The sequence below is a fragment of the Sphaerisporangium sp. NPDC051011 genome, from assembly GCF_040653595.1.
Classification (GTDB): Bacteria; Actinomycetota; Actinomycetes; order Streptosporangiales; family Streptosporangiaceae; genus Sphaerisporangium.
This window is the reverse complement of sequence record NZ_JBFAGG010000024.1, coordinates 55,322-78,313: the sequence shown is the minus strand read 5'-3', so window position 1 is coordinate 78,313 and position 22,992 is coordinate 55,322. Positions and strand designations below refer to the sequence as shown.

Genomic DNA, 22,992 nt, shown 5'->3' with positions numbered 1-22,992 from the left:
CCATCTGATGACCGTCCGCGTCGGTTACTTCCCCAACAACAACTCGCTGTGGGTGCTGCGCGCCCGTGGCGTCCTCGAACGTTCGCTGCCCGGCGTGCGGTGGGTCGACCTGCGTGACCTGCCGGCCGGTGAGCGCCCCGACCCTCGCAAGGGGCTGCCCTCCCTGCACGGCGACCACCTGTTCGACGGAGGGTACGACTTCATCGGCACCGGCTCCACGCCGCCCGTCACCGCCCAGGGCAAGGGGCACGACATCGTCTACGTCGCGATCTCCGGGTCGCGGCACGAGAACGGGCGCCTCGTCGTCCACGAGGACTCGCCGATCCACTCCCTGAAGGACCTCGCGGGCAGGCGCGTCGCGCTCGGGCACGGCTCCTGGCAGACCACGCTGCTGCTGTTCGCGCTCGACCGCGCCGGGCTGACGTGGAAGGACATCGAGCCGGTCGACGTCCACGGCGACGCCGCGCAGGTCTTCCTGGACCGCGAGGTGGACGCCTGGGTCGGCTCCTACCCGTCGCTGACCCGCGTCGAGCGGGAGACGCGCGTCCGGGAGCTCGTGGCGACGGACGGGCTGTTCAGCCACCGCTCGCTGTGGTTCACCCGGCGCGACTTCGCGGCCGAGCACCCCGAGGAGCTCGCCGCCATCGTCGCCGCCCTGCAGGAGTCCGACGCCTGGATCAAGGAGAACCCGCGGGCCGCGGCCGAGTTCTTCGCCGCCGACGACGGGGGAGACCTCGACGCCTGGGAGCACGCGCTGCGCCACCGCCCGTTCGGCCTGAACCCGGTCAGCGAGGACTTCGTGGCCGAGCAGCAGCGCGCGGCCGACCTCTTCCACGCCAGCGGCCTGATCGACCGCAAGATCAGCGTGGCGGAGGCCGTCCTGCCGGAGATCAACCGCCTGGTGGAGTCCACCCGCGCCCACTGACGGTACGAACCCCGGACCCCGGGGTGAGGACCGAGACCTCGCCCCGGTGGGGCAGGCGCGGGCCGGGCCGTTCCGGAGCCTCGGCCCGCGCCTCCTCAAACCCCGGACTCCTTCCGCGCCCGGGTTCCCATGAGCGGGCCCGGCTCGGGGAGGGATCGTGTGCGCCTGGTTTCATTGCCTTCCTCCGGCTTCGTCTGGCTTCCTCCTGGCCGATTCACCATCCAGGGCCGATCGCTGACAGGCTCGGACCATGCGGATCGATCTGCACACGCACTCCACCGCGAGCGACGGCACCGACGCCCCGGACGTCCTCCTGCGGGAGGCGGCCGGGGCCGGGCTGGACGTGATCGCGCTCACCGACCACGACACCACCGCCGGGTGGAACCGGGCGGCGTCCGCCGTCCCGCCCGGGCTGACGCTGGTGTTCGGCGCCGAGCTGTCGGGCCGCTGGTACCGCAGCGAGCCGTCGATCGGCCTGCACCTGCTGGCCTACCTGTTCGACCCCGGCCACGAGGAGCTGACCGCCGAACTGGCCCGCGTACGCCGGTCGCGCGACATGCGCGCCGAGGCGATCGTCGATCATCTCAACGCCGACGGCGTCACCCTCGCCATGGACGAGGTGCGCGGGCTGGTGGCCGGAGGGACGGTGGGCCGCCCGCACATCGCCCGTGCGCTCGTCGCGCGGGGCCTCGTCGGCTCGGTGGACGAGGCGTTCGGCCCGGAATGGCTGGGAGGGCGCTACCGGCTGCCCAAGACCGACATCGACGTGCTGACCGCGATCCGGCTGATCGGCGAGGCGGGCGGCGTCTCCGTGCTGGCCCACCCGATGGCGGGCAGCCGTGGTCACGTCCTGCCGGACGCGTTGATCGTGAGCCTCGCGGGCGCGGGCCTGTGGGGCATCGAGGCCGACCACCCGGACCACTCGCCCGAGGACGCCGCGCACACGCGCGCGCTGGCCCGCGACCTGGGCCTGCGCGTCACCGGCTCCAGCGACTACCACGGCGACAACAAGACCGTCCGCCTCGGCGCCTACACCACCGCACCGGACGTCTACGAAGACCTGGTGTCCACCGCCACCGGCATACCCCCCGCCCACGGCGCCCCAAAGCCGTAACCCCCACGACGGGCGGGACGGCCTGGGAACGTGGCGTTCACGGGCCGGCGCCAGCGACCCGTGGACGGTCGTCGTCCTGCGGTCAGAGCGGCTCACCGGGGAGGGCGGCGTACTCGCGGCGCAGGGTGGTCATGATCGGCTCGTCCGGCCGCAGCTCGGCCCCGTCGATCGAGCGCACGGGGCGCACGCCGATCGCGGAGTTGGTGACGAAAGCCGCCGTCATACCGGGCAGGTCGCCGAGGTCGACGGCGGCCATGGCGGACGGGACGCCCGCGCGGTCCGCGACCTGCTGGAGCAGCCGCATGGTCACGCCGGGGAGGCGGTCGTTCTCCGGCCACAGCACGCGGCCGTCGCGGACGAAGCCGATGTTCCAGGTCGGCCCCTCGGTCACCCGTCCGCGCGCGTCGGTGAACAGCGCGTCGTCGTAGCCGCCGGCCAGGGCGAACCGCCGGTGGAGGACCGGCCCGAACAGCCCGGAGTGCTTGACCTCGGGAAGATCGCGCTGGTACTCGGTCGTCCCGAGGACGAGCGGGGGCAGGTCACCGGGAACCGGACGGGTGCTGACCAGGATCTCCGGGTGGGCTTTCACGGCCGGACGCGCGAGGTCCAGCCCGGGGTCGAAGATGGTCACGCGCACGATCAGCGGCGTGCCCGGCGTCGCCACGCGCCGGACCAGATGGCGGACGCGATCGAGATCGAGATCGGCGCCGTGCAGGACCCGGCAGTCGCCGAGCAGCCGCTCCAGATGGAGCGACAACCCCCGGACGCGCCCGTCCTCCACCCGCATGGTGGTGAAGTGCCCGTAGTTGTACAGCGCCAGCGCCCCGAGCTCCTCGACGCCGACCGGCCGGCCGTTCAACTCCATCATGCCGCCCATCCTGGCATCCCCACGGACGTCCCTCGCCCTCCCGTTCCGCTCAGGGGTGGGTCAGTAGCCGGCCGCCGGGTCGATCTGGCCCTCCAGCGGGTGGGACTCGCGTAGGTGGTGGACGTTCCGTCGGATTCGTTCGCACAGCATGCGGGTGACGTACTCGGGGGAGTCGGCGCAGTGTGAGGTGATCAGCACCCTCGGGTCGTTCCACAGGGGGTGGCCGCCGGGGAGCGGTTCGGGGTCGGTCACGTCCAGGCCCGCGGCGGCGACGCGGTCCTCGCGCAGCGCGTCGACCAGGGCCTCGGTGTCGATGTGGGCGCCGCGGGCCACGTTGACGATCACGGCGTGCGGCGGGAGGAGCGCCAGCTCCGGGCGGCCGATCACGTGCCGCGTCCCGGCGGTGAGGGCGAGCGCGAGCACCAGCACGTCCGTCTCGGGAAGCGTCTCGTGCAGGGCCGATGACGGCAGCGTCTCGTCGGCGCCGTCCAGCTTGTCCGGGCGGCGGCGGATGACCGTGATGTGGCAGCCGAACGGCTGGAGCAGCCGGACGAGCTCCTCGGCGATGCCCCCGCCGCCCAGGATCGTCACCTTCCGCCCGCTCAGGGAGTTGGGCGGTATGGGCAGCCACCCCGGCGTCCGCGCCTGGCGGGCGATGTGGCGCAGGCACGCCAGCGTCAGAAGGAGCGCGTGCTCGCTCACCTGCCCGGCGTAGGACCCCTTGGCGCAGGTGAAAACGACCTCGCCGCGGAACACCCCGGCCGCCGCGTACGCCTCCACCCCCGCCCACGGGAACTGCACCCACCGGATGCCCGGGTGGGCGTCCAGGGTCTCTTCCAGCAGGTCGGGCCGCGCGGGGACGAGCCACACGAGCCCGTTCGCCTCGGCGAGCGGGACGACGGTGCCGCCGCCGTGGGCCACGGCCTCCTTGATCGGGGCGAGCGCCCGTTCGGCGTCGGGATGGACGGCGGCTTCCGGGCCGGCGGAGGGGACTATTGCGATTCGTGCTTCCACGACGGACATTCTGTCGCGCCCCGGATTCGGCTGGGCTCCCATCCCAAGATCGTCGGCCTGGTGGAGCGCCACGGCGTGTGGATCGTCCCGTCGGTGTTCGTGGTGATCGGCGTGGTGATCGTCGCCGACTCCGGGGTCCTGCGCCACTTGCTGTAGCGCTCGCGGCCCCCCTGCGGTCCTTCCCGTGATGGGCGGCGCGGTGCCGTGCGCGCCCGTATCCGACCGCCGTACACGCCCCGCCGGGCCACAGGGATAAGACGCTAATCCGCCGCGCGTCTCCGGAAATGGTCTACACCAATGTGGGTGGCCCTGAATCGGCGGTGAATCTACCGCCACCCTTCCGTGAATTGGTATACACCATTCCCCTGGCTGCATGAGTTTCCCTCCCATGGGCCTCCTCGGGGGAATGGATTAGACCGCTATATTGGGGTCTAGCAGGGAAGACGTCCCCCGGAAACGGGGGTGCCGTTTCCTCCGAGGAATCATAGGTAGAGTCCCCGCAACGAGGCGGAACCGTCGCCGTTGAAGTCGTTGAAGGAGCTCGAGTGCCCAAATACGTGTACGACTTCACCGAGGGCAACAAAGATCTCAGAGATCTTCTCGGTGGTAAGGGTGCCAATCTCGCGGAGATGACGAACCTGGGTCTTCCCGTGCCTCCGGGGTTCACGATCACCACCGAGGCGTGCCGCGGCTACCTGCGCGAGGGCGGTCTCCCCGCCGGGCTCGCCGAGGAGGCCGAGACCCACCTGGAGGCGCTGGAGAAGGGGATGGGCAAGCGCCTCGGCGCCGCTGACGACCCTCTGCTCGTCAGCGTACGTTCCGGGGCGAAGTACTCCATGCCCGGCATGATGGAGACGGTCCTCAACATCGGCCTCAACGACGAGTCCGTCCAGGGCCTTGCCGCCCAGGCGGGGGACGAGCGGTTCGCGTGGGACTCCTACCGCCGGCTCATCCAGATGTTCGGCAAGACGGTGCTCGGCCTCGAGGGCGACCTGTTCGAGACCGCGATCGACGACGTCAAGCGGCGCAAGGGCGTGAGCAGCGACCTCGATCTGGACGCGGCGGACTTCCGCGGCCTGGTGGACACCTACAAGGGCATCGTCCGCGAGCACACCGGCGGCGACTTCCCGTCCGACCCGCGCGAGCAGATGCGCCGGGCCGTCCAGGCGGTGTTCGACTCCTGGAACGCCCAGCGTGCGATCATCTACCGCCGCCAGGAGCGCATTCCCGAAGATCTGGGCACGGCGGTCAACATCGTGGCGATGGTCTTCGGCAACCTCGGCATGGAGTCCGGCACGGGCGTCGCCTTCACCCGCGACCCCGGCTCGGGCCAGCAGGGCGTGTACGGCGACTACCTGCAGAACGCCCAGGGGGAGGACGTCGTCGCGGGCATCCGCAACACGGTCCCGCTTCAGCGGCTGGAGGAGATCGACCCCGCGTCCTACCGGCGGCTCCTGGAGATCATGAAGACGCTGGAGGACCACTACCGCGACCTGTGCGACATCGAGTTCACGATCGAGCGCGGCAAGCTGTGGATGCTGCAGACCCGCGTGGGCAAGCGCACGGCGGCGGCGGCGTTCCGCATCGCGACCCAGCTCGTCGACCAGGGCCTCATCGACCTGGACGAGGCCGTCGGCCGGGTCTCCGGCGCCCAGCTCGCCCAGCTCATGTTCCCCCGTTTCGACGGGGGTGCCGACCGTCGGCTGATCGCCAAGGGCATGAACGCCTCGCCCGGCGCGGCGGTCGGCAGGGCGGTGTTCTCCTCCGAGCGCGCCAAGGAGCTTGCCGCCGAGGGCGAGGACGTGATCCTGGTCCGCCGCGAGACCACCCCGGACGACCTGGCCGGCATGATCGCCGCCAGGGGCGTGCTGACCAGCAGGGGCGGCAAGACCTCGCACGCCGCCGTGGTCGCCCGCGGCATGGGCAAGACGTGCGTGTGCGGCGCCGAGGAACTGGAGGTCGACGCCAAGGGGCTGCGGTTCACCGCGCCCGGCGGCGTGACGGTCGAGGAGGGCGACGTCATCTCGATCGACGGCGGCACCGGCGAGGTGTTCCTCGGCGAGGTCCCCGTCGTCGCGTCCCCGGTCGTGGAGTACTTCGAGGGCACGGGCCAGGAGCGCGACGAGCTCGTCCAGGCGGTCGACCGGCTCATGCGCCACGCCGACGAGCGCCGCCGCATGGCCGTACGCGCCAACGCCGACACCCCCGAGGACGCCGCCCGCGCCCGCAGGTTCGGCGCCCAGGGCATCGGCCTGTGCCGCACCGAGCACATGTTCCTCGGCGACCGGCGCAAGCTCGTCGAAGATCTGATCCTGGCCGAGTCGCCGGAGGAGCAGCGGGCGGCGCTCGACGCGCTGGAGCCGCTGCAGAAGTCGGACTTCGCGGGCATCTTCGAGGCGATGGACGGGCTGCCGGTGACGATCCGGCTGATCGACCCGCCGCTGCACGAGTTCCTGCCCGACCTCACGACCCTGTCGGTGAAGATCGCCGTCGCCGGGGACGACGCCACGCCGCGCGACCAGCGGCTGCTGGCGGCGGTCAAGCGGCTGCACGAGCAGAACCCCATGCTGGGCCTGCGCGGCGTGCGCCTCGGCCTGGTGATCCCCGGCCTGTTCACGATGCAGGTGCGGGCGATCGCGGAGGCCGTGGCCGAGCGGCGCGCGGCCGGGGGAGACCCCCGCGCCGAGATCATGATCCCGCTGGTGAGCGCCGTCCAGGAGCTGGAGGGCGTGCGGGACGAGGCCGAGCGCATCCTCGCGGAGACCGGCGTCGACGCGCTGATCGGCACGATGATCGAGGTGCCGCGCGCGGCCCTGACGGCCGGGCAGATCGCCGAGGCGGCGCGCTTCTTCTCGTTCGGCACCAACGACCTGACCCAGATGACGTGGGGGTTCTCCCGCGACGACGTCGAGGCCGCGTTCTTCTCGCGCTATCTGGATCTCGGCATCTTCGGCGTGTCCCCGTTCGAGACGATCGACAGGAGCGGCGTCGGCCGGTTGATGCGGATCGCGGCCGAGGAGGGCCGCGCGACTCGTCCGGACATCAAGCTGGGCATCTGCGGCGAGCACGGCGGCGACCCGGAGTCGGTGCACTTCTGCCACGAGATCGGGCTGGACTACGTGTCCTGCTCGCCGTTCCGGGTGCCGGTGGCCCGGCTGGAGGCGGGGCGCGCGGCGCTGGCGGGCGGGGGCTCCGATACCCGATGAGACGCGAACCGGTCCGGGCGGTGGCCCGGACCGGGGTGTGCGGGCCGACCGGCAGGGGGATCGTACGGGCACTTTGATCTGCGCATACTTCGGAAATGTCAGTGACGCCGTGAGTTTCCCGCATGTTAGTAATGGCGGACCCGTCCCGGGGGTAGCATCCCGCTACCGATGAGAGGCTATGACCAGTTCGACCAGGCCAGATGGGTGCCGGAACCCGCCGGCAACCCCGAGCGCAGCGCGTTCGAACGCGATCGCGCGCGCGTGCTGCACAGCGCGGCGCTGCGGCGGCTCGCGGCAAAGACGCAGGTCGTCGGGCCCGGAGAGTTCCCCGACCACGGCCGCCACATCCCCCGCACCCGCCTGACCCACTCGCTCGAATGCGCCCAGATCGGCCGGGAGATGGGCAAGGCGCTCGGATGCGACCCCGACCTGGTGGAAACGGCCTGCCTGGCCCACGACCTCGGCCACCCGCCCTTCGGCCACAACGGCGAGACCGCGCTCAACGAACTGGCCGCCCGGTGCGGCGGGTTCGAGGGCAACGCCCAGAGCCTGCGCCTGCTCGTCCGGCTGGAGGCCAAGGTGCTGACCGCCGACGGGCGCAGCGCCGGGCTGAACCTCACCCGCGCGGCGCTCGACTCCGCGCTGAAGTACCCCTGGACCTCCGCCCACGGCGCCAAGTACGGCGTCTACGCCGACGACCTGCCGGTCTTCGACTGGGTCCGCCAGGACTCCCCGGCCGAGAGCGTCAGCTTCGAGGCGCAGGTCATGGACTGGTCGGACGACGTCGCCTATTCCGTGCACGACCTGGAGGACGCCCTGCACTCCGGCCACATCCTGCCCGCGCAGTTCGGCGACGCGGAGGAGCGGCGGGAGGTGTGCGAGCGCACGCTCAAGTGGTACGCGGGCGACAGCGGCCTTACCGAGCTGGAGGAGACCTTCGCCCGGCTGATCGAGGAGCCGCTGTGGCCGCGGCGCTTTGAGGGCACCATGGGCGACCTGGTGGCGCTGAAGTCGTTCACGAGCGGACTGATCGGGCGGTTCTGCCTGTCCGCGCAGGCCGCCACGCGCGAGGCGTACGGACGGGAGGCGCTCACCCGGCACGGGGCCGAGCTGGTCGTGCCGCGCAGCACCCGCCTGGAGTGCGCGCTGCTCAAGGGGCTGACGGCGCACTACGTGATGGCCAGGGACGACCACAACGCCAACATGGCCCGGCAGCGCGAGCTGATCGCCGAGCTCGCCTCGATGATCATGCTGGGCGCGCCGGGGACGCTGGAACCGGCCCTGCGTCCCGCCTTCGCCGAGGCCGCCGACGACGCCGGCCGGCTGCGCGTGGTCGTCGACCAGATCGCCTCGCTCACCGACGTCTCGGCGGTGAGCCTGCACCGCGGCCTCGGCACGCGCCTGTAGACGGCGCGCGGGACCCTAGCCCCGGCGCACCTCGGAGGGGTCGGCGGTCTGCGTCGGCACGGGCTTGCGGGTCGGCTTCTTCTGCGGCTTGGACGCGCAGAGCGTGCGGCAGGGAGGCGCCGCCCCGGCCGCGGCGCGCTCGGCCGCCACCCGCGCGGCGGGGGACACCGTGGGGTTTCCGCTCAGCCAGGCGTCCAGGTACGTCCAGGGGTCGACCATGCCCCGGCGCACCCACCAGTACTTGGAGGACGTCGACCACGAGAGCGCGAAGTACAGGTTGGTGCCCTGGCCCTTGGCGTTGCCCGAGTCGCCGACCTGGCCGAGCACCTGGCCCGCGCTCACCCGGACCCCGGGCCGGATGCCCTGCGCCACCGCGTCGAGGTGGCCTCCGAGGTAGCGCACGCCGTCGTCACCGATGATCGAGACGAACCGGCCCTCGCGGTCGGCGCCGTGGTCGGTGGAGGCCGTCCAGCGGTTGTTGGTGTTGACCTCGTGCACCACGCCTCCGACGGGCGCGACGAACGCGCAGCCCTTCCCCGCCCAGATCGTGCTCTTGGGCAGGACGAGCTGCTGGTGGGCGTAGCTGACCCGGCACCCCTTCACCGGGAAGGCGTAGGTGAAGCGCGACACCTTGGGCGGGGGCACGGGGACCGGCTCGTCGCCCCGGGGAGGGGTCACCTTCGGGCGCGGGGTCGCGGCGCCGGTGGGCTCCCCGGACGACTTCAGCGTGGCCGCGTCGATCTCTCCCCGGCCGGCGCTCGGGGACGGGCTCGGCGTGCCCGTGTCGCTCGATGCCTCCGTGTCGCTCGGTGCGCCCGTGTCGCCTGGTGCGCCTGTGTCGCTCGGTGGCGCCTGCGGGGAGGTGGTGGCCAGCGTGCTGATGCCGGCCACCCCGGACGGGGCGGCGCAGGCCGCGGTGACGAGCACCGTCGCGGCAATGGCGGCGAGTCGCCCCGATCGCATGATCTCCACCTGTGTGACGTTACCGAAATCGAGCGTTTCCTTTCTAACCGACCTCCAAGCTCGCCACGACCTATTCACGGAAAATCACCCATCCCGGGCAGCTTGCGCCCAGCTTGTCGGCGGTGAGTCGTAGACTCGCGGCGTGGCAGGGCGGATCAGTGACGAGGACATCGCGCTCGTGCGTGAGCGCTCATCGATCGCCGACGTCGTGGGGGAGCACATCCAGCTCCGCAACGCGGGCGGCGGCAATCTCAAAGGGTTGTGCCCCTTCCACGAAGAGAAGTCGCCGTCCTTCAACGTGACGCCCTCGCGCGGCTACTGGTACTGCTTCGGGTGCGCCGAAGGCGGGGACGTCATCACGTTCGTCCGCAAGCTGGAGCATCTGTCCTTCGCCGAGGCGATCGAGCGGCTCGCGCAGCGCGCGGGCATCCAGCTGCGCTACGAGCAGGGCGGGTACGTCCCGGGGCGCGAGCACGGCGAGCGCAGCCGCCTGATCGATGCCCACCGGGTCGCCGCCGAGTTCTACGTCTCGCTCCTGTCGGACCCCGAGGCCGCCCCCGGCCGCCGTTTCCTGTCCGAGCGGGGCTTCGAGCGGGTCGACGCCGAGCACTTCGGGGTCGGGTACGCCCCCGCCGAGTGGGACCGCCTGGCCCGCCACCTGCTCGCCCGGGGTTTCACCGCGGCCGAGGTCATCAAGGGCGGCCTGGCCCGCGAGGGCCGCCGCGGTCCTGTCGACCGCTTCCGCGGCCGGCTCGTCTGGCCGATCCGCGACATCACCGGCGAGACGATCGGCTTCGGCGCGCGCAAGCTGCTCGAAAGCGACGACGGGCCGAAGTACCTCAACACCCCCGAAAGCCCCATCTACAAGAAGAGCACCGTGCTCTACGGCATCGACCTGGCCAAGCGCGAGATCTCCAAGCGCTCGCAGGCCGTCGTCGTCGAGGGGTACACCGACGTGATGGCCTGCCACCTGGCCGGCGTGCCCACGGCGGTCGCCACGTGCGGCACGTCCTTCGGCGAGGAGCACATCAAGGTCCTGCGGCGGCTCCTGCTCGACCAGGCCGAGTTCCGCGGCGAGGTCGTGTTCACCTTCGACGGCGACTCGGCGGGGCAGAAGGCCGCCCTGCGCGCCTTCGCCGACGAGCAGAAGTTCGTCACCCAGACCTTCGTGGCCGTCCAGCCCGACGGCCTCGACCCGTGCGACCTTCGCGTCAAGCAGGGGGACGGCGCGGTGCGCGACCTGATCGCCGGGCGCGAGCCGCTGTTCGCGTTCGCGATCCGCAGCGTGATCTCCCGGTACGAGCTGGACACCAACGAGGGCCGCCTGGCCGCGCTGGACGCCGCCGCGCCCCTGGTGGCCGGCATCAAGGACCTCGCCCTGCGCGGGCGGTACGCCGTCGACCTCGACCGCTGGCTCGGGTTCATGGACGAGCGGCTGGTGCTGCGCCGCATCCAGGAGGTCGCCGGGGGCGGGCGCCCGGCCGCCCCCGAGCGCGGCGGGCGGCGGGCCGCGCCGCGCCCGCCCGACCCGGCCGACCCCGCCGTCCGGCTGGAGTCCGAGGCGCTGAAGCTCGCCGTCCAGCGTCCCGCCCTCATGGGGCCGGAGTTCGACGCGCTCGGCGCGGGGGCGTTCACCGTCCCCGGGCACGCCGCGCTGTACGGGCTGATCATGGAGGCGGGGGGCACGGCGACCGGCGGCCCGGGCGGGCGCGACTGGGTCGACGTCCTGCTCGGCACCACGAACGACGACGCGCTGCGCGCGCTGGTGACGAGGTTCGCCGTCGAGCCGCTGCGGGCCGACCTGGAGGGCGAGGAACGCTACGGCGCGGCCGTCCTGGCGCGGCTGTCGGAGGTCGCGGTGACGCGCGCGCTCGTTCAGGTCAAGGCGAAGATGGAGCGGCTCAACCCGGTCGAGCAGCAGCAGGAGTACAACCGTCTGTTCGGGGAACTCGTGGCGCTCGAACAACAACGCCGCGTGTTAAGAGAACGAGCCGTCGGCGCATAAGAATCTTTACTTTCCGCTCATCGCCATGGCCAAACATTTGGTTGATATCGATTCGGTAATGAATTCGGCTTACCATCGGTGACAAAAATAGGGCCTGCCGTTTTACGGTGCCTATACAGCAGACTATGTGCCGTGGGTACATCGGTGCTGCCAAGTGGACCGCCATCGGTAGACCAGGTGGCGGATCTAGTCGCCAGAGGAAGAGAGCGCGGGAGCGTCACGGTCGACGACGTCGCCGCCGCGCTCGACCGCTCCGAGTTGCCACCCGACGCGCTGGAGCGCGTCGTGCGGATGCTCGCCGAAAAGGGTGTGGAGGTGCTCGAGCCCCAGGGCGACGACGACACCGTCCGCCCCGACGAGGAGGACGTCGGCAAGCGCGCGCCGACCAGCGACCTCGTCCGGATCTACCTCCGCGAGATCGGCAGGGTGCCACTGCTGACCGCCGAGGAGGAGGTCGAGCTCGCCAAGGCCATCGAGGCCGGGCTGTTCGCCGAGGACAAGCTCTGCGAGGTCGGGTGCCGGCTCGCCACCCCCGAGTTCGAGGAGCTGGTCTGGGAGGGCGTCCGGGCCAAGCAGCGGCTCATCGAGGCCAACCTGCGGCTGGTGGTGTCGATCGCCAAGCGCTACGTCGGGCGCGGCATGCTGTTCCTGGACCTGATCCAGGAGGGCAACCTGGGCCTGATCCGCGCGGTCGAGAAGTTCGACTACACCAAGGGCTACAAGTTCTCGACCTACGCCACCTGGTGGATCCGCCAGGCGATCACCCGCGCCATCGCCGACCAGGCGCGGACGATCCGCATCCCGGTCCACATGGTCGAGACCATCAACAAGCTCGTCCGCGTGCAGCGCCAGCTCCACCAGGACCTCGGCCGGGAGCCCGCCCCCGAGGAGATCGCCCTGGAGATGGACCTGCCCGTGGACCGGGTGGTCGAGATCCAGCGCATCGCCCAGGAGCCGGTGTCCCTGCAGTCGCCGATCGGCGAGGAGGACTCCGACCTCGGTGACTTCATCGAGGACGCCGACGCCGTCGTGCCCATCGAGGCCGCCGCGTTCATCATGCTGCAGGACCAGCTCGACGACATCCTCGCCACCCTCTCCGACCGCGAGCAGCGGATCATCCAGCTGCGCTTCGGCCTGTCCGACGGGCATCCGAGGACGCTGGAGGAGGTCGGGCGGGAGTTCGGCGTGACGCGCGAGCGCATCCGGCAGATCGAGTCCAAGACGCTCGCCAAACTGCGCCACCCGACCCGCGCGCAAATGCTGCGCGACTATCTCGACTGAACGCGGTGCCGGGACGGCGACCGGGAGGCCATCCCGATCGCCGTCCCCGCCGTGCGCCCCCGCGTTCCCCGGGAATTCCACGCGGCAAATTCTTAGCTCGATCTCGTATATGATTCCGACATATTTCAGGTCGTGATTCAATGGTGTGAAAAGAGCCGGCGGATTCTCCTTTGGCGGGCCGAATGAATCATGCCGCCCAATGAAGGGCTTCACATTCGGCGGCGGCGGGGGATGATGGGCGCACACGGGCACACATGGGCGACACGAACACGGCCCGCGTCCGGTCCAGGGCTTCACAGGCCATAGGCCGTGGACCGGGCGCGGGTCCTCAGGAGGGCGACCCCTACGGCTCGGCCGCCCGCACCCCGGGCGCGCCCGACCGGTAGCTTTCACGCATGAGACTTCCCTGGGGCTCCCGCGCCCTGCCCCCGGAGGCCGGCGTCACGCTGGAGCCGGGGGAGCGGGCGCTGGTCCACGCCCGGACGCCGGACGGCGGCTACGTCGTGGCCACCGACCGCGCCCTGCGCCTGCCGGGCGAGAGCCCGCTGCCCTGGTACCGCATCGACCGGGCCCAGTGGGACGAGGAGGGGCTGCAGGTCGTGGCCACCGACGGCGGCGAGTGGCGGGTCTCCCTGCCCGAGCCCGGCCGGCTGCCCGAGGCGGTGCGCGAGCGGGTCACCTCGTCCATCTTGGTCAACCGGCACGTGCGGCTCGGGGAGCGCGGGGGCGTGCGGCTGGTCGCCCGCCGGGTGCCAGGGCGGGACGACGCGCTGTGGGAGCTGGTGTTCGACCCCGGGCTCGACGCCTCCGACCCGGGGCTGCGCGCCGCCGCCGAGCAGGTGCTGGAGGACCTGCGCCGCAACCTCGGCATCTGAGGCGGCCTTCGCGTCCCGGCCGTGCGGCGTCGGAGGCGGCCTTCGCGATCGGACCGCGCGGCGTCGGAGGCGGCCTTCGCGATCGGACCGCGCGGCGTCTGAGGCGGCCCGCGCGACCGGAACGAACGAAACCCGCGTCGCGCGCGGGCCTCGTTCGCTCCGGACCGGTTACAACGGTCACACCGCTCGAACCGGTCGCATCCGGTCGGCTCCCGGTCAGGTGACGCGTTCGACCTCGCTGTCGGGCCAGCCGGTCCCGGTGTCGTCCTGGGCGGCCCAGCCGTTCTTGTGCAGGAACGGCACCCTGTCGCCGAGGACGTCGCCGAGCTTGTGTCTGGTGACCTCGGCGGCCTTGGAAGCCTGCGCGCCCGCCAGGCCGGCGGCCTGCTGGACGGCGGGGCTGTCGGCGACCCGCTGCGCCACGCGTTTGATCTGCTCGTAGCGCTCGCGGCCCGCCCGGCTGCCGAGGACGTACCCGACGGCCAGGCCCACGGTGAACGTCAATCGATATCGCATCTACTCACACCTCCGGTGCGGCTGGCATCTCCGCTTCCCGGTCCCCTACCCCGGCAGCGTGCGGTTATGGTCTGAACTCGCCCCGCGTTCGGGCGAGGAGCCCCCCTCCCACCCATGAGAGGGGTGATCGAGTGCGACACGCACCCTCCGGAATGCGCTAATCTAGTTCCGCGCCGCAAGGAAGGGCCTGAAAATCCTCCGGGCGACGTGCGCGATCCCGTGTAGCTCAATCGGCAGAGCAGCCGGCTGTTAACCGGCAGGTTATAGGTTCGAGTCCTATCGCGGGAGCCACGCTCCAGCAGCCCCAGTGACCATCGTCCTGGGGCTGTCGCCGTTCCTGACCCCCTCTCGCCCCGGACGCCGTCCGTCCACCTGGGAATCTCCGGAACCTCCGGACAAATCATCTGCGATGGCAGAAGATGTGGGTCTGCCGTGCTTCGTGGCATATCGCGCACGACCCGCCGCACACCGTGAGCGGGTGCGTCCGTGTGGGAGGCCACGACCGTACGGCGGCCGCGGATCATGCCCAGGGCAGCGGGGAAGGGCCGCTGCGCGCAGGACGCTCGCACCCCCGGAAGGTGCGCGGCGCCCGTGTAAGCACCCTGGTGGTTCTCGCATGCTCGTGTGGTGGAAATCTCGACGCCGTACCCCGTCCCGCGCCCCCGAGGGGCCCGTAGGTGAGGCGGTGTGCGGCGGCATGGCCCCGGACGCCGGGCCTCCGGCGCCGCCGGCGCACCGGGAGGGGGCCGGCACCGGGCCGGTGGACCCGGCCCAGGCGGAGGCGTTCCTCCGGCTCTTCCACGCGGAGAACCCCTCCGCGGGGCCGCTGCGGCCGCGATTACGGGAGGTCACCTCGCAGATCGCCCGATACGGCACCTATACCCACACCCCGGAGGAACTGGTCTTCGGCGCGCGGGTGGCCTGGCGCAACAGCAACCGGTGCATCGGCCGCCTGTACTGGCGCTCGCTGCGGGTGCGGGACCGCCGGTCCGTGCACACCGCCGAGGGGGTCGCGGGCGAGTGCGTCCGCCACCTGCGCGAGGCGACCGGCGACGGGCGCGTCCGTCCGACGATCACCGTCTTCGACCAGGACCGTCCGGGACGTCCCGGGCCGAGGATTCTGAACGAGCAGCTCATCCGGTACGCCGGGTACGTCGGCCCGCAGGGGGAGGCCGTCGCCGGAGACGCGCGCAACGCCGCCCTCACCGCCACCGCCCGGCGCCTCGGCTGGCCCGGCGGCCCCGGGACCGACTTCGACGTGCTCCCGCTCGTGATCGAGGCGGGGGACCGCCCGCCGCTGCTGGCGGCGATTCCGGGCGACGCGGTGCTGGAGGTCCCGCTCGAACACCCCGCCTACCCGTGGTTCGCCGACCTCGGGCTGCGCTGGCACGCCGTGCCCGCGATCTCCGGCATGTGCCTGGAGATCGGCGGCGTCTGCTACCCCTGCGCGCCGTTCAACGGCTGGTACATGGGGACGGAGATCGGGGCGCGCAACCTCGCCGACGAGGACCGGTACAACCGCCTGGGCGTGGTGGCCGAGCGGCTCGGCCTGGACACCTCCAGCGACCGCACCCTGTGGAAGGACCACGCGCTGGTCGAGCTGAACGTGGCCGTGCTGCACTCGTTCACCCGGGCGGGCGTGACGATCACCGACCACCACACCGAGGCCCGCCGGTTCATGGCCCATCTGGAGCGCGAGGAACGTTCCGGGCGCGTCTGCCCGGCCGACTGGTCCTGGATCGTCCCGCCGCTCTCGGGCTCGCTCACGCCGGTCTTCCACCGGTACTACGACGACGTCCATCTCACCCCGGCATTCGTCCACCACCCCCGCAAAACCGACGACGGGCACTGAACCGCCCAGCGGAGCGAGGCCATGGGCACGGCCTTGGTGCGAGTCCGCATGGGCGTGTAGAACTATATTCGGTAGCGGTCTCTCCCGGGAGGTTCCATGTCCGATCTCGTGCTGTCGTCGCTGGGCGAGGGCGTGCTGACGCTGACGTTCAACCGGCCCGAGCGGCTCAACGCCTGGACCGGCGCGATGGGCCGCCGGTACTTCGACCTTCTGGAGGAGGCCGAGCGCGACCCTGCGGTCCGTGTGATCGTCGTCACCGGCGCCGGGAAGGGCTTCTGCGCGGGCGCGGACTTCGAGACGCTCAGCGCCGTCCAGGACGGCTCCTACGACGAGGAGCCGGACAAGCGGCCCGGCACCTTCCCCACGACGATCCGCAAGCCGATCATCGCGGCGGTCAACGGCGCCTGCGCGGGGCTCGGCATGGTGCAGGCGCTGGTGTGCGACCTGGTGTTCACGGCGGCCGAGGCCAAGTGGACCACCGCGTTCGCCCGGCGCGGCCTGATCGCCGAGTACGGCCTGGCCTGGATCCTCCCCAGGCTGGCCGGGCAGGCCGCCGCCATGGACCTGCTGCTCTCGGGCAGGACGTTCACCGGCGCCGAGGCGGGCGAGCTGCGCCTGGCCGCCCGCGTGGTGCCGGGGGAGCGGCTGCTGGAGGAGGCCGCCGCCTACGCCCGGGAGCTCGCGGTCCACAGCTCGCCGGCCTCGATGGCCATCATCAAACGCCAGATTTGGGGCGATTGGGATAAAACGCTCGACGAGTCCGCCGCCGAGGGCGTCCGGCTCATGATGGAGTCCTTCGAACGCGCCGATTTCGCTGAGGGCGTTGCCAGCTATCTGGAGCGCCGCGCGCCGGCGTTCCCACCGCTGGACCGGCGGTAACGCCCTCCGACGGCCCCCACGCGCCGCCGCGAGGGAGTACGATCTTCAACGGCGCCGACCCCCCTGCGTTGGCCATGCCCCCGGGACATGGTGTTGAATAGGGAGCGGTTGTAGTAGAGGTTCGTTAACGTGTAGCAGCGCCTGCGGAGTTCTTACAGCGGGCGTTCCACCATGCGAAGCCACGTGCTTTCGAGGGGCGGTCGGTCGCTAGACAACCCGAGGAACCACGCCGTGGTCCTCGTAGATCGTCTCATGAGGAGATTCAGTTCATGGCTCAGGGAACCGTCAAGTGGTTCAACGCCGAAAAGGGCTTCGGTTTCATCGCTCCCGATGACGGCAGCGCGGACGTCTTCGTCCACTACTCCGCCATCGACTCCAGCGGCTACCGCAGCCTCGAGGAGAACCAGCGCGTCGACTTCCAGACGACGCGTGGCCCGAAGGGCCCGCAGGCAGAGCAGGTCCGCCCGCTCTAAGACCGAGCTCAATCCGTGCGCACGGGCCGTCAGACGGAACCCGTGCGGACAGGTTTCAAGCTCACGCGAGGACGGCGCCCGCCGTCCTCGCCCTAGGACGTCGGGGCGGTTCGCCCAAATGTGAACCGCCCTCTTCGTCCATCGATTGGAGGTCCTCGATGGACCTGCACCTCATCGTCCAGGCCGACTCGACCGTCCTCCGCGTCCGCGGTGACGTCGACATCTCCTGTTCACCCGAGCTGCGCGAGCGTCTGCTCGCCGCGCTCGAGCCACCACGCCCGCGCCTCGACGTCGATCTGTCCGAGGTGACCTTCATGGACGCGAGCGGGGTGGCCGCCCTGATGGCCGCCCGCCGCCGCTCACTGCGTCTCGGGGGAGGCGTGCGCCTCGTCTCCCCGTCCTCGTCCGTACGCCGGGTACTCGAGGCGAGCGGGCTGAGCTCACGGTTCCCTGTCCGCCTTGTCGCAGGGCCGGAGCCCGCGCCTCCCGGTGCCGAGGCGCGTCAGGCCACCTTCGGCGCCTCCGGTTGAGGCACTCCTGAACCACATCGTCTCCCCGGCGTCCACTTCACACGAGTGGACGCCGTTCGGCTTACCATGGTCTTGACGCTGTTCCATGTATTTCCTACCTTATAAATAGGTTAATAGCGGGAGGCGAGCGTGACCGGATCCATCTGCGTCGTCGGTGCCGGTGCGACGGGTATCCGGCTGGTGGAGCGGATCCGCGCCAACGCCGCCCGGGCGAGCTCCCGGCGCCCGCTGGAGGTCCACCTCGTGGACCCCGACGCGCCTCCACCCGGGGCGGTGAGCCCGGACCCGCAGTCCCCGGGCCTGCGGATCCACCTGCACCGGGCCGGCGCCATCGACCTCGCCGGCCGCCGCGTCCTCCTCGACGACGGCACGCGGGTCGACACCGACGCGGTCGTCCTCGCCCAGGGCTGGCCCGGCGTCCTGCCCTCGGCCCGCGAGCAGGAGCTGCGCCGGTTCGCCCACGAGCAGGGGCTCTACTACCGGCCCGCCGGGCATGTGGCCGACCGTCCCCTGGAGCAGGTGGCCGGCGCCGAGCCGGTGCTGGCGATCGGCCTCGGCTCGGTGCTGGCCGACGTGCTCACCCGGCTCACCGTCGCCCGGGGCGGGCGGTTCCGGCACGGATCGGACGGCGAGCTGATCTACCACCCAAGCGGGAGCGAGCCGCTGGTCCACGTCGGCTCGGTGCGCGGCGTGCCCCCGCACTGCCAGGTCGGATACCGGCTCACCGGCGAGCGCCCGCCGCCCCCGAGGTTCGTCAGGCGCGCGGGCGAGGGGGCGCGCGACTTCCGCGCGCAGGTGTGGCCCCTGGTGGCCAAGGACCTCGCGTACGCCTACTACCACCACCTGCTGACCGTCCACCCGGACCGCACGCGCGTGAGCTGGGACGCGTTCGCCGACGCCTTCGAGGCGGAGGAATGGGACGGCAGGGCCATGCGCGCGCTGATCCGCACGGCCGTGCCCCGCTTCGAGGACCGCCTCAACTTCGCCCGCCTGGACCGGCCGCTCGCCGGCATCAGGTTCGGCGACCTGGCCGGGCTTCAGCGGTGGATGCACGGCTACCTGTCCGCCGACCTGACCCGCCGCGCCGACCCGTCCCACAGCGCCGACCTCGCCATGATCCACGCGCTGCGCGGCGTGCTGGACCACCTCACCGGACGGGTGCCGGACGACCCCTGGTTCCACCGCCTGGCGCGCCACGCCGCCGGGACGCTGCCCGCCGCGCGCATCGCCGAACTCCGCGCGCTGGCCCGGGCGGGGGTGGTGACGTTCCTCGGCGCCGAGACGCGGGTCGAGCCCACCCGGGACGGCGTGTGGCGCGCGACCTCGGCCACCGTGCCCGGCGCCGTCACCGCCCGGGCGTTCATCGAGGCCAGGCGCCCCGGGCCGAGCCTGGACCGCACCCGCGACCCGCTGCTCAGGCGTCTGTACGCCCGGGGGGAGTGCGCCGAGGAGTCCGGGCGGCTGAAGGTGAGCCTGCCCGGCCACCGCATCGTCGACCAGAACGGGACGGCGCATCCGCACCGCTTCGCGCTCGGGCCCTGGACCACCGGCGGCCACCCCCTGTCCGCCGACGACCCGGCGATCCGCCACGCCGACACCCTCGCCCGCACCCTGCTCACCGCCGCGGCGGACCCCCGGGTGGCGCGGGTCGCCTAGGCCCGTGGCCCGCGGGTGACCGTCAGGCGAGGCGGCGGGCGCCCGGGGCGGGGGTGGCGGGGAGGAATCGGGGGGCGGCCCAGCCGCGGCCGGCGTACGAGCGGGCGACCTCCTCTTGGACGTGGTCCAGGCGGTCGGCGGCGACCAGCGCGATCGCCGAGCCGCCGAAACCGCCGCCCGTCATGCGCGCCCCGCGCGCGCCGCCCCGGACGGCGGCCTCGACCGCGACGTCGAGCTCGGCGCACGACACCTCGTACTGGTCGCGCAGGGACAGGTGGGAGGCGTTCAGCAGCGCGCCGATCTCGCGCAGGGCCCCGGCGCGCAGCAGGCCGATCACCGCCTCCACCCGGTGGTTCTCGGTGACCACGTGCTGGGTGCGGCTGCGCTCGTCGCCCCGCAGCAGCGCCAGGGCCGCCGCGAGGTCGGTGACGTCGCGCAGCGACTCGACGCCGAGGCGCTTGGCGGCGTTCTCGCAGTCCTGGCGGCGGCGGGCGTACTGGCCGTCGGCGAGCTCGTGGTGGACGCCGGTGTCGATGATCAGCACCTGGAACCCGTCGGCGGCGAGGTCGAGGGGGACGGCACGGGTGCCGAGGCTGCGGCAGTCCATGAACAGGGCGTGCCCCTCCTTGCTCAGCGCGGAGGCGGCCTGGTCCATGATGCCGCAGGGCATCCCGACGAAGTCGTTCTCGGCCTTCTGGGCGAGCAGGGCCAGGTCGAGCCCGCTCAGCCCCAGCTCGAAGAGATCATTGAGCGCCAGGGCGACCGAGACCTCCAGGGCGGCGCTGGAGGACAGCCCCGCGCCCCGGGGCACGTCGCCGTCGATCACCAGGTCGGCGCCCCGGACGTCGTGCCCGGCCTGGCGCAGCGCCCAGAAGACGCCGACGACGTAGCGCGTCCAGCCCTCGGCGCGGTCCCAGGCGCCGGCCTCGTGGACGTGAGCGCGCCCGGCGCCGTCCTGCAGGGAGATCAGCCGGACGGTGTCGTCATCGCGGCGGGCGACGGCGGCCGTCACCCCCCACGGCACCGCGAAGGGCAGCACGAACCCGCCGTTGTAGTCGGTGTGCTCGCCGATCAGGTTCACCCGCCCCGGCGCGTGCCAGAGGCCCTCGGGATCACGGCCGAACGCCGTACGGAACGCTTCCGCAGCACGCATGACGACGCTCTCCTTCGCTCGGGGTCCCCGCAAGCCTAGTCCGCCCCGTCCACCCGCCCGCGCGTGCGAGGCTGGACCTGTGGACAACCGCGCGTCATCCACAGCCGAAGGGCTCCCGGGCCTGCGGCTGCCGAGCCCGCTGGAAGAGGTCGACGACCCGAGGCTCGGCGGCGTCCGCCTGTTCCTCAAACGGGACGACCTCCTCCACCCCGACCTGCCGGGGAACAAGTGGCGCAAGCTCAAGGACAACCTGGCCGAGGCGGCGCGGCAGGGGGCGCACACCCTGCTGACCTTCGGCGGCGCCTACTCCAACCACATCCGCGCCACGGCCGCCGCCGGCCGTCACTTCGGCTTCGCGACGATCGGCGTGATCCGCGGCGAGGAGCACCTGCCGCTCAACCCCTCCCTCGCGTACGCCGTGGCGCGGGGGATGCGGCTGGCCTACCTGGACCGCACGACCTATCGCGCGAAGAACGACCCCGAGGTCATCGCCCGCTTGCGTGAGGAGCACGGCGATTTCCATCTGATCCCCGAGGGCGGCAGCAACGCCTGGGCGGTACGAGGGTGCGCCGAGCTGCCCGCGGAGGTCGCCGCCCAGCTCGGCGGCGACGGCTACGACATGATCTGCTGCGCGTGCGGCACCGGCGGGACGCTCGCGGGCATCGCCGCGGGCCTGCCCCCCGGCCGCCGCGCCCTGGGGTTCTCGGTGCTGAAGGGCGGCGAGTTCCTGGCTGGCGAGGTGGAGCGGCTGCGCCGCGAGGCGTACGGCACGTCCTCGCCGAACTACACCCTGGAACACGGCTTCCACTTCGGCGGCTACGCCCGGATTCCCGCCGAGCTGGACGATTTCGCCCGTGACTTCGCCGCCCGGCACGGCCACGTCCTGGAGCGGATCTACGTCGCCAAGATGCTCTACGGCGTCTTCGCCCTCGCCGCGCGCGGCGCCTTCGCGCCGGGGACGCGGATCGTCGCGGTCGTGACCGGTGGCGCGGCGCCCTGGGACGCCGGTGGCGCGGCGCCCTGGGACGACACCGGCGGGCGAACGCGCGGAATCGGCGGGAAACCTGGGAAAGCCGGGAACTGACGGAAAGTTGGGAGTCGGAACGGAGGAAAGATGATAACGGTCGCAAAATGATGTAAGCGGTTTGCAGCCGTTGCGACCTATGATTGCGCCGTGACTCGGCGACTTGCGGAAGTGGCGAAGAAGGTCGGCGTCAGCGAGGCGACCGTGAGCCGCGTGCTCAACGGCAAGCCGGGGGTGGCGGACGCGACCCGCGCAGCCGTCCTGACCGCCCTGGACGTCCTCGGTTACGAACGCCCGACGCAACTGCGCGGCGAGCGGGCCCGGCTCGTCGGCCTCGTGCTGCCCGAGCTGGGCAACCCGATCTTCCCCGCGCTCGCGGAGGTCGTCGGCGGCGCCCTCGCCCAGCAGGGCTTCACCCCCGTGCTGTGCACCCGCACCGCGGGCGGGCTCTCGGAGGCCGACTACGTCGAGATGCTGCTGGAGCAGCAGGTGTCCGGCGTCGTCTTCGCCGGCGGGCACTACGCCGAGGCCGACGCCCCCCACGAGCACTACTACCGCCTGCTGGAGCTGCGCCTGCCCGTCGTGCTGGTCAACGCCGCCACCGACAGCCTCGGCTTCCCCCAGGTCTCCACCGACGACGCCGTGGCGGTCGAACAGGCGTTCGGCCACCTCGCCTCGCTAGGCCACGAGCGCATCGGCCTGGTGCTCGGCCCGGACGACCACATCCCCTCACGCCGCAAGATGGCCGCCTTCATGGCCTCCGCCAAGGCCGCCGGCCTCCCGGCGGGCCCTGAGTGCGTCGAGCACACGCTTTTCTCCCCCGAGGGTGGCCAGGCCGTCACCACCAGGCTGCTCAAGCGCGGCGTCACCGGCATCATCTGCGCCAGCGACCCCCTCGCGCTCGGGGCCGTGCGCGCGGTGCGCCGCTTCGGCATGTCGGTGCCCGAGGACGTCTCCGTGGTCGGCTTCGACGACTCCGCCTTCATGAACTGCACCAACCCGCCGCTGACCACCGTCCGCCAGCCCATCGAGGCCATGGGCAGGACCGCCGTCACCCTGCTGGTCGGCCAGATCGAGGGCGCCTCGGTCACCGCCGAGGAGCTTCTTTTCGAGCCGGAGCTGGTCGTGCGGGGGTCCACCGCTCCCGCCAAGACCTCGCCGGCCGCGCTGGTGGACCAGGGGCACGGCGCGCGCGGCCGTACTTAGAACGTGACACGGGGCGCGTAAGGTGACACGGCGGGCCCCACCCCG

Annotated in this window: 19 protein-coding genes and 1 tRNA gene; 15 read left to right on the top strand and 5 right to left on the bottom strand. The window is 72.0% G+C overall.

The window, feature by feature from the left end; genetic code table 11:
* Nucleotides 1–7 precede the first annotated feature (7 nt).
* Together AB0H21_RS37510 and AB0H21_RS37505 are read left to right on the top strand one after the other, a co-directional pair.
* Nucleotides 8–925 carry an ABC transporter substrate-binding protein gene (locus tag AB0H21_RS37510; protein WP_358526328.1) on the top strand — a complete coding sequence of 306 codons (918 nt, stop codon included), beginning with the start codon at nt 8–10 and terminating at the stop codon, nt 923–925.
* A 250-nt stretch (nt 926–1,175) separates the two neighbouring features.
* Complete coding sequence (locus AB0H21_RS37505) at nt 1,176–2,039, top strand: PHP domain-containing protein (RefSeq protein ID WP_358526326.1); 864 nt, start codon at nt 1,176–1,178, stop codon at nt 2,037–2,039.
* Between the two features lie 82 nt (nt 2,040–2,121).
* Here the strand turns inward: AB0H21_RS37505 and AB0H21_RS37500 are convergent, their stop codons facing one another.
* Nucleotides 2,122–2,907 (bottom strand): aminotransferase class IV family protein, encoded by a 786-nt coding sequence (locus tag AB0H21_RS37500; RefSeq protein ID WP_358526325.1) that lies wholly within the window; start codon nt 2,905–2,907, stop codon nt 2,122–2,124.
* A 60-nt stretch (nt 2,908–2,967) separates the two neighbouring features.
* A complete protein-coding gene (locus AB0H21_RS37495; protein WP_358526323.1) occupies nt 2,968–3,921 on the bottom strand; it encodes a D-isomer specific 2-hydroxyacid dehydrogenase family protein in 954 nt (317 codons plus the stop codon).
* Between the two features lie 545 nt (nt 3,922–4,466).
* Here AB0H21_RS37495 and ppdK point away from each other — a divergent pair.
* Both ppdK and AB0H21_RS37485 read left to right on the top strand, forming a co-directional pair.
* A complete protein-coding gene (gene ppdK / locus AB0H21_RS37490) occupies nt 4,467–7,127 on the top strand; it encodes a pyruvate, phosphate dikinase (protein ID WP_358526321.1) in 2,661 nt (886 codons plus the stop codon).
* A 168-nt stretch (nt 7,128–7,295) separates the two neighbouring features.
* Nucleotides 7,296–8,534: a deoxyguanosinetriphosphate triphosphohydrolase gene (locus tag AB0H21_RS37485; RefSeq protein ID WP_358526320.1), complete on the top strand. Its 1,239-nt coding sequence runs from the start codon at nt 7,296–7,298 to the stop codon at nt 8,532–8,534.
* A 15-nt stretch (nt 8,535–8,549) separates the two neighbouring features.
* Here AB0H21_RS37485 and AB0H21_RS37480 read toward each other — a convergent pair whose 3' ends face one another.
* Nucleotides 8,550–9,497 (bottom strand): peptidoglycan DD-metalloendopeptidase family protein, encoded by a 948-nt coding sequence (locus AB0H21_RS37480; protein WP_358526372.1) that lies wholly within the window; start codon nt 9,495–9,497, stop codon nt 8,550–8,552.
* A gap of 142 nt (nt 9,498–9,639) precedes the next feature.
* On the opposite strand from AB0H21_RS37480, the gene dnaG reads away from it, so the two are divergent.
* The 3 genes from dnaG (at nt 9,640) to AB0H21_RS37465 (ending at nt 13,658) form a co-directional block, all read left to right on the top strand.
* Entirely contained in the window at nt 9,640–11,502 is a 1,863-nt protein-coding gene (dnaG, locus tag AB0H21_RS37475) for a DNA primase (RefSeq protein WP_358526318.1), read from the top strand.
* A 177-nt stretch (nt 11,503–11,679) separates the two neighbouring features.
* Nucleotides 11,680–12,783: an RNA polymerase sigma factor RpoD gene (gene rpoD, locus AB0H21_RS37470; protein ID WP_358526316.1), complete on the top strand. Its 1,104-nt coding sequence runs from the start codon at nt 11,680–11,682 to the stop codon at nt 12,781–12,783.
* A gap of 395 nt (nt 12,784–13,178) precedes the next feature.
* Entirely contained in the window at nt 13,179–13,658 is a 480-nt protein-coding gene (locus AB0H21_RS37465) for a hypothetical protein (protein WP_358526314.1), read from the top strand.
* 216 nt (nt 13,659–13,874) lie between these two features.
* Here AB0H21_RS37465 and AB0H21_RS37460 read toward each other — a convergent pair whose 3' ends face one another.
* Entirely contained in the window at nt 13,875–14,174 is a 300-nt protein-coding gene (locus tag AB0H21_RS37460; RefSeq protein WP_358526312.1) for a YtxH domain-containing protein, read from the bottom strand.
* A 215-nt stretch (nt 14,175–14,389) separates the two neighbouring features.
* On the opposite strand from AB0H21_RS37460, the gene AB0H21_RS37455 reads away from it, so the two are divergent.
* The 6 genes from AB0H21_RS37455 (at nt 14,390) to AB0H21_RS37430 (ending at nt 19,564) form a co-directional block, all read left to right on the top strand.
* Nucleotides 14,390–14,465 (top strand) — tRNA-Asn (locus tag AB0H21_RS37455).
* Nucleotides 14,466–14,859: 394 nt separating this feature from the next.
* Entirely contained in the window at nt 14,860–16,026 is a 1,167-nt protein-coding gene (locus AB0H21_RS37450) for a nitric oxide synthase oxygenase (RefSeq protein WP_358526310.1), read from the top strand.
* Between the two features lie 96 nt (nt 16,027–16,122).
* The gene (locus AB0H21_RS37445; protein ID WP_358526308.1) at nt 16,123–16,905 is read left to right on the top strand and encodes an enoyl-CoA hydratase-related protein; all 783 of its coding nucleotides are present in this window, start codon (nt 16,123–16,125) and stop codon (nt 16,903–16,905) included.
* Nucleotides 16,906–17,174: 269 nt separating this feature from the next.
* Nucleotides 17,175–17,378, top strand: a complete 204-nt coding sequence (locus AB0H21_RS37440) for a cold-shock protein (RefSeq protein WP_114027418.1) — start codon at nt 17,175–17,177, stop codon at nt 17,376–17,378.
* 158 nt (nt 17,379–17,536) lie between these two features.
* Nucleotides 17,537–17,908, top strand: a complete 372-nt coding sequence (locus AB0H21_RS37435) for an STAS domain-containing protein (RefSeq protein ID WP_358526306.1) — start codon at nt 17,537–17,539, stop codon at nt 17,906–17,908.
* 129 nt (nt 17,909–18,037) lie between these two features.
* Entirely contained in the window at nt 18,038–19,564 is a 1,527-nt protein-coding gene (locus tag AB0H21_RS37430; RefSeq protein WP_358526305.1) for an FAD/NAD(P)-binding protein, read from the top strand.
* Between the two features lie 22 nt (nt 19,565–19,586).
* Here the strand turns inward: AB0H21_RS37430 and galK are convergent, their stop codons facing one another.
* A complete protein-coding gene (gene galK, locus AB0H21_RS37425) occupies nt 19,587–20,717 on the bottom strand; it encodes a galactokinase (RefSeq protein WP_358526304.1) in 1,131 nt (376 codons plus the stop codon).
* A gap of 79 nt (nt 20,718–20,796) precedes the next feature.
* On the opposite strand from galK, the gene AB0H21_RS37420 reads away from it, so the two are divergent.
* Together AB0H21_RS37420 and AB0H21_RS37415 are read left to right on the top strand one after the other, a co-directional pair.
* Nucleotides 20,797–21,801, top strand: a complete 1,005-nt coding sequence (locus AB0H21_RS37420) for a pyridoxal-phosphate dependent enzyme (RefSeq protein ID WP_358526302.1) — start codon at nt 20,797–20,799, stop codon at nt 21,799–21,801.
* Between the two features lie 90 nt (nt 21,802–21,891).
* A complete protein-coding gene (locus tag AB0H21_RS37415) occupies nt 21,892–22,947 on the top strand; it encodes a LacI family DNA-binding transcriptional regulator (protein ID WP_358526300.1) in 1,056 nt (351 codons plus the stop codon).
* Nucleotides 22,948–22,992: the final 45 nt, after the last annotated feature.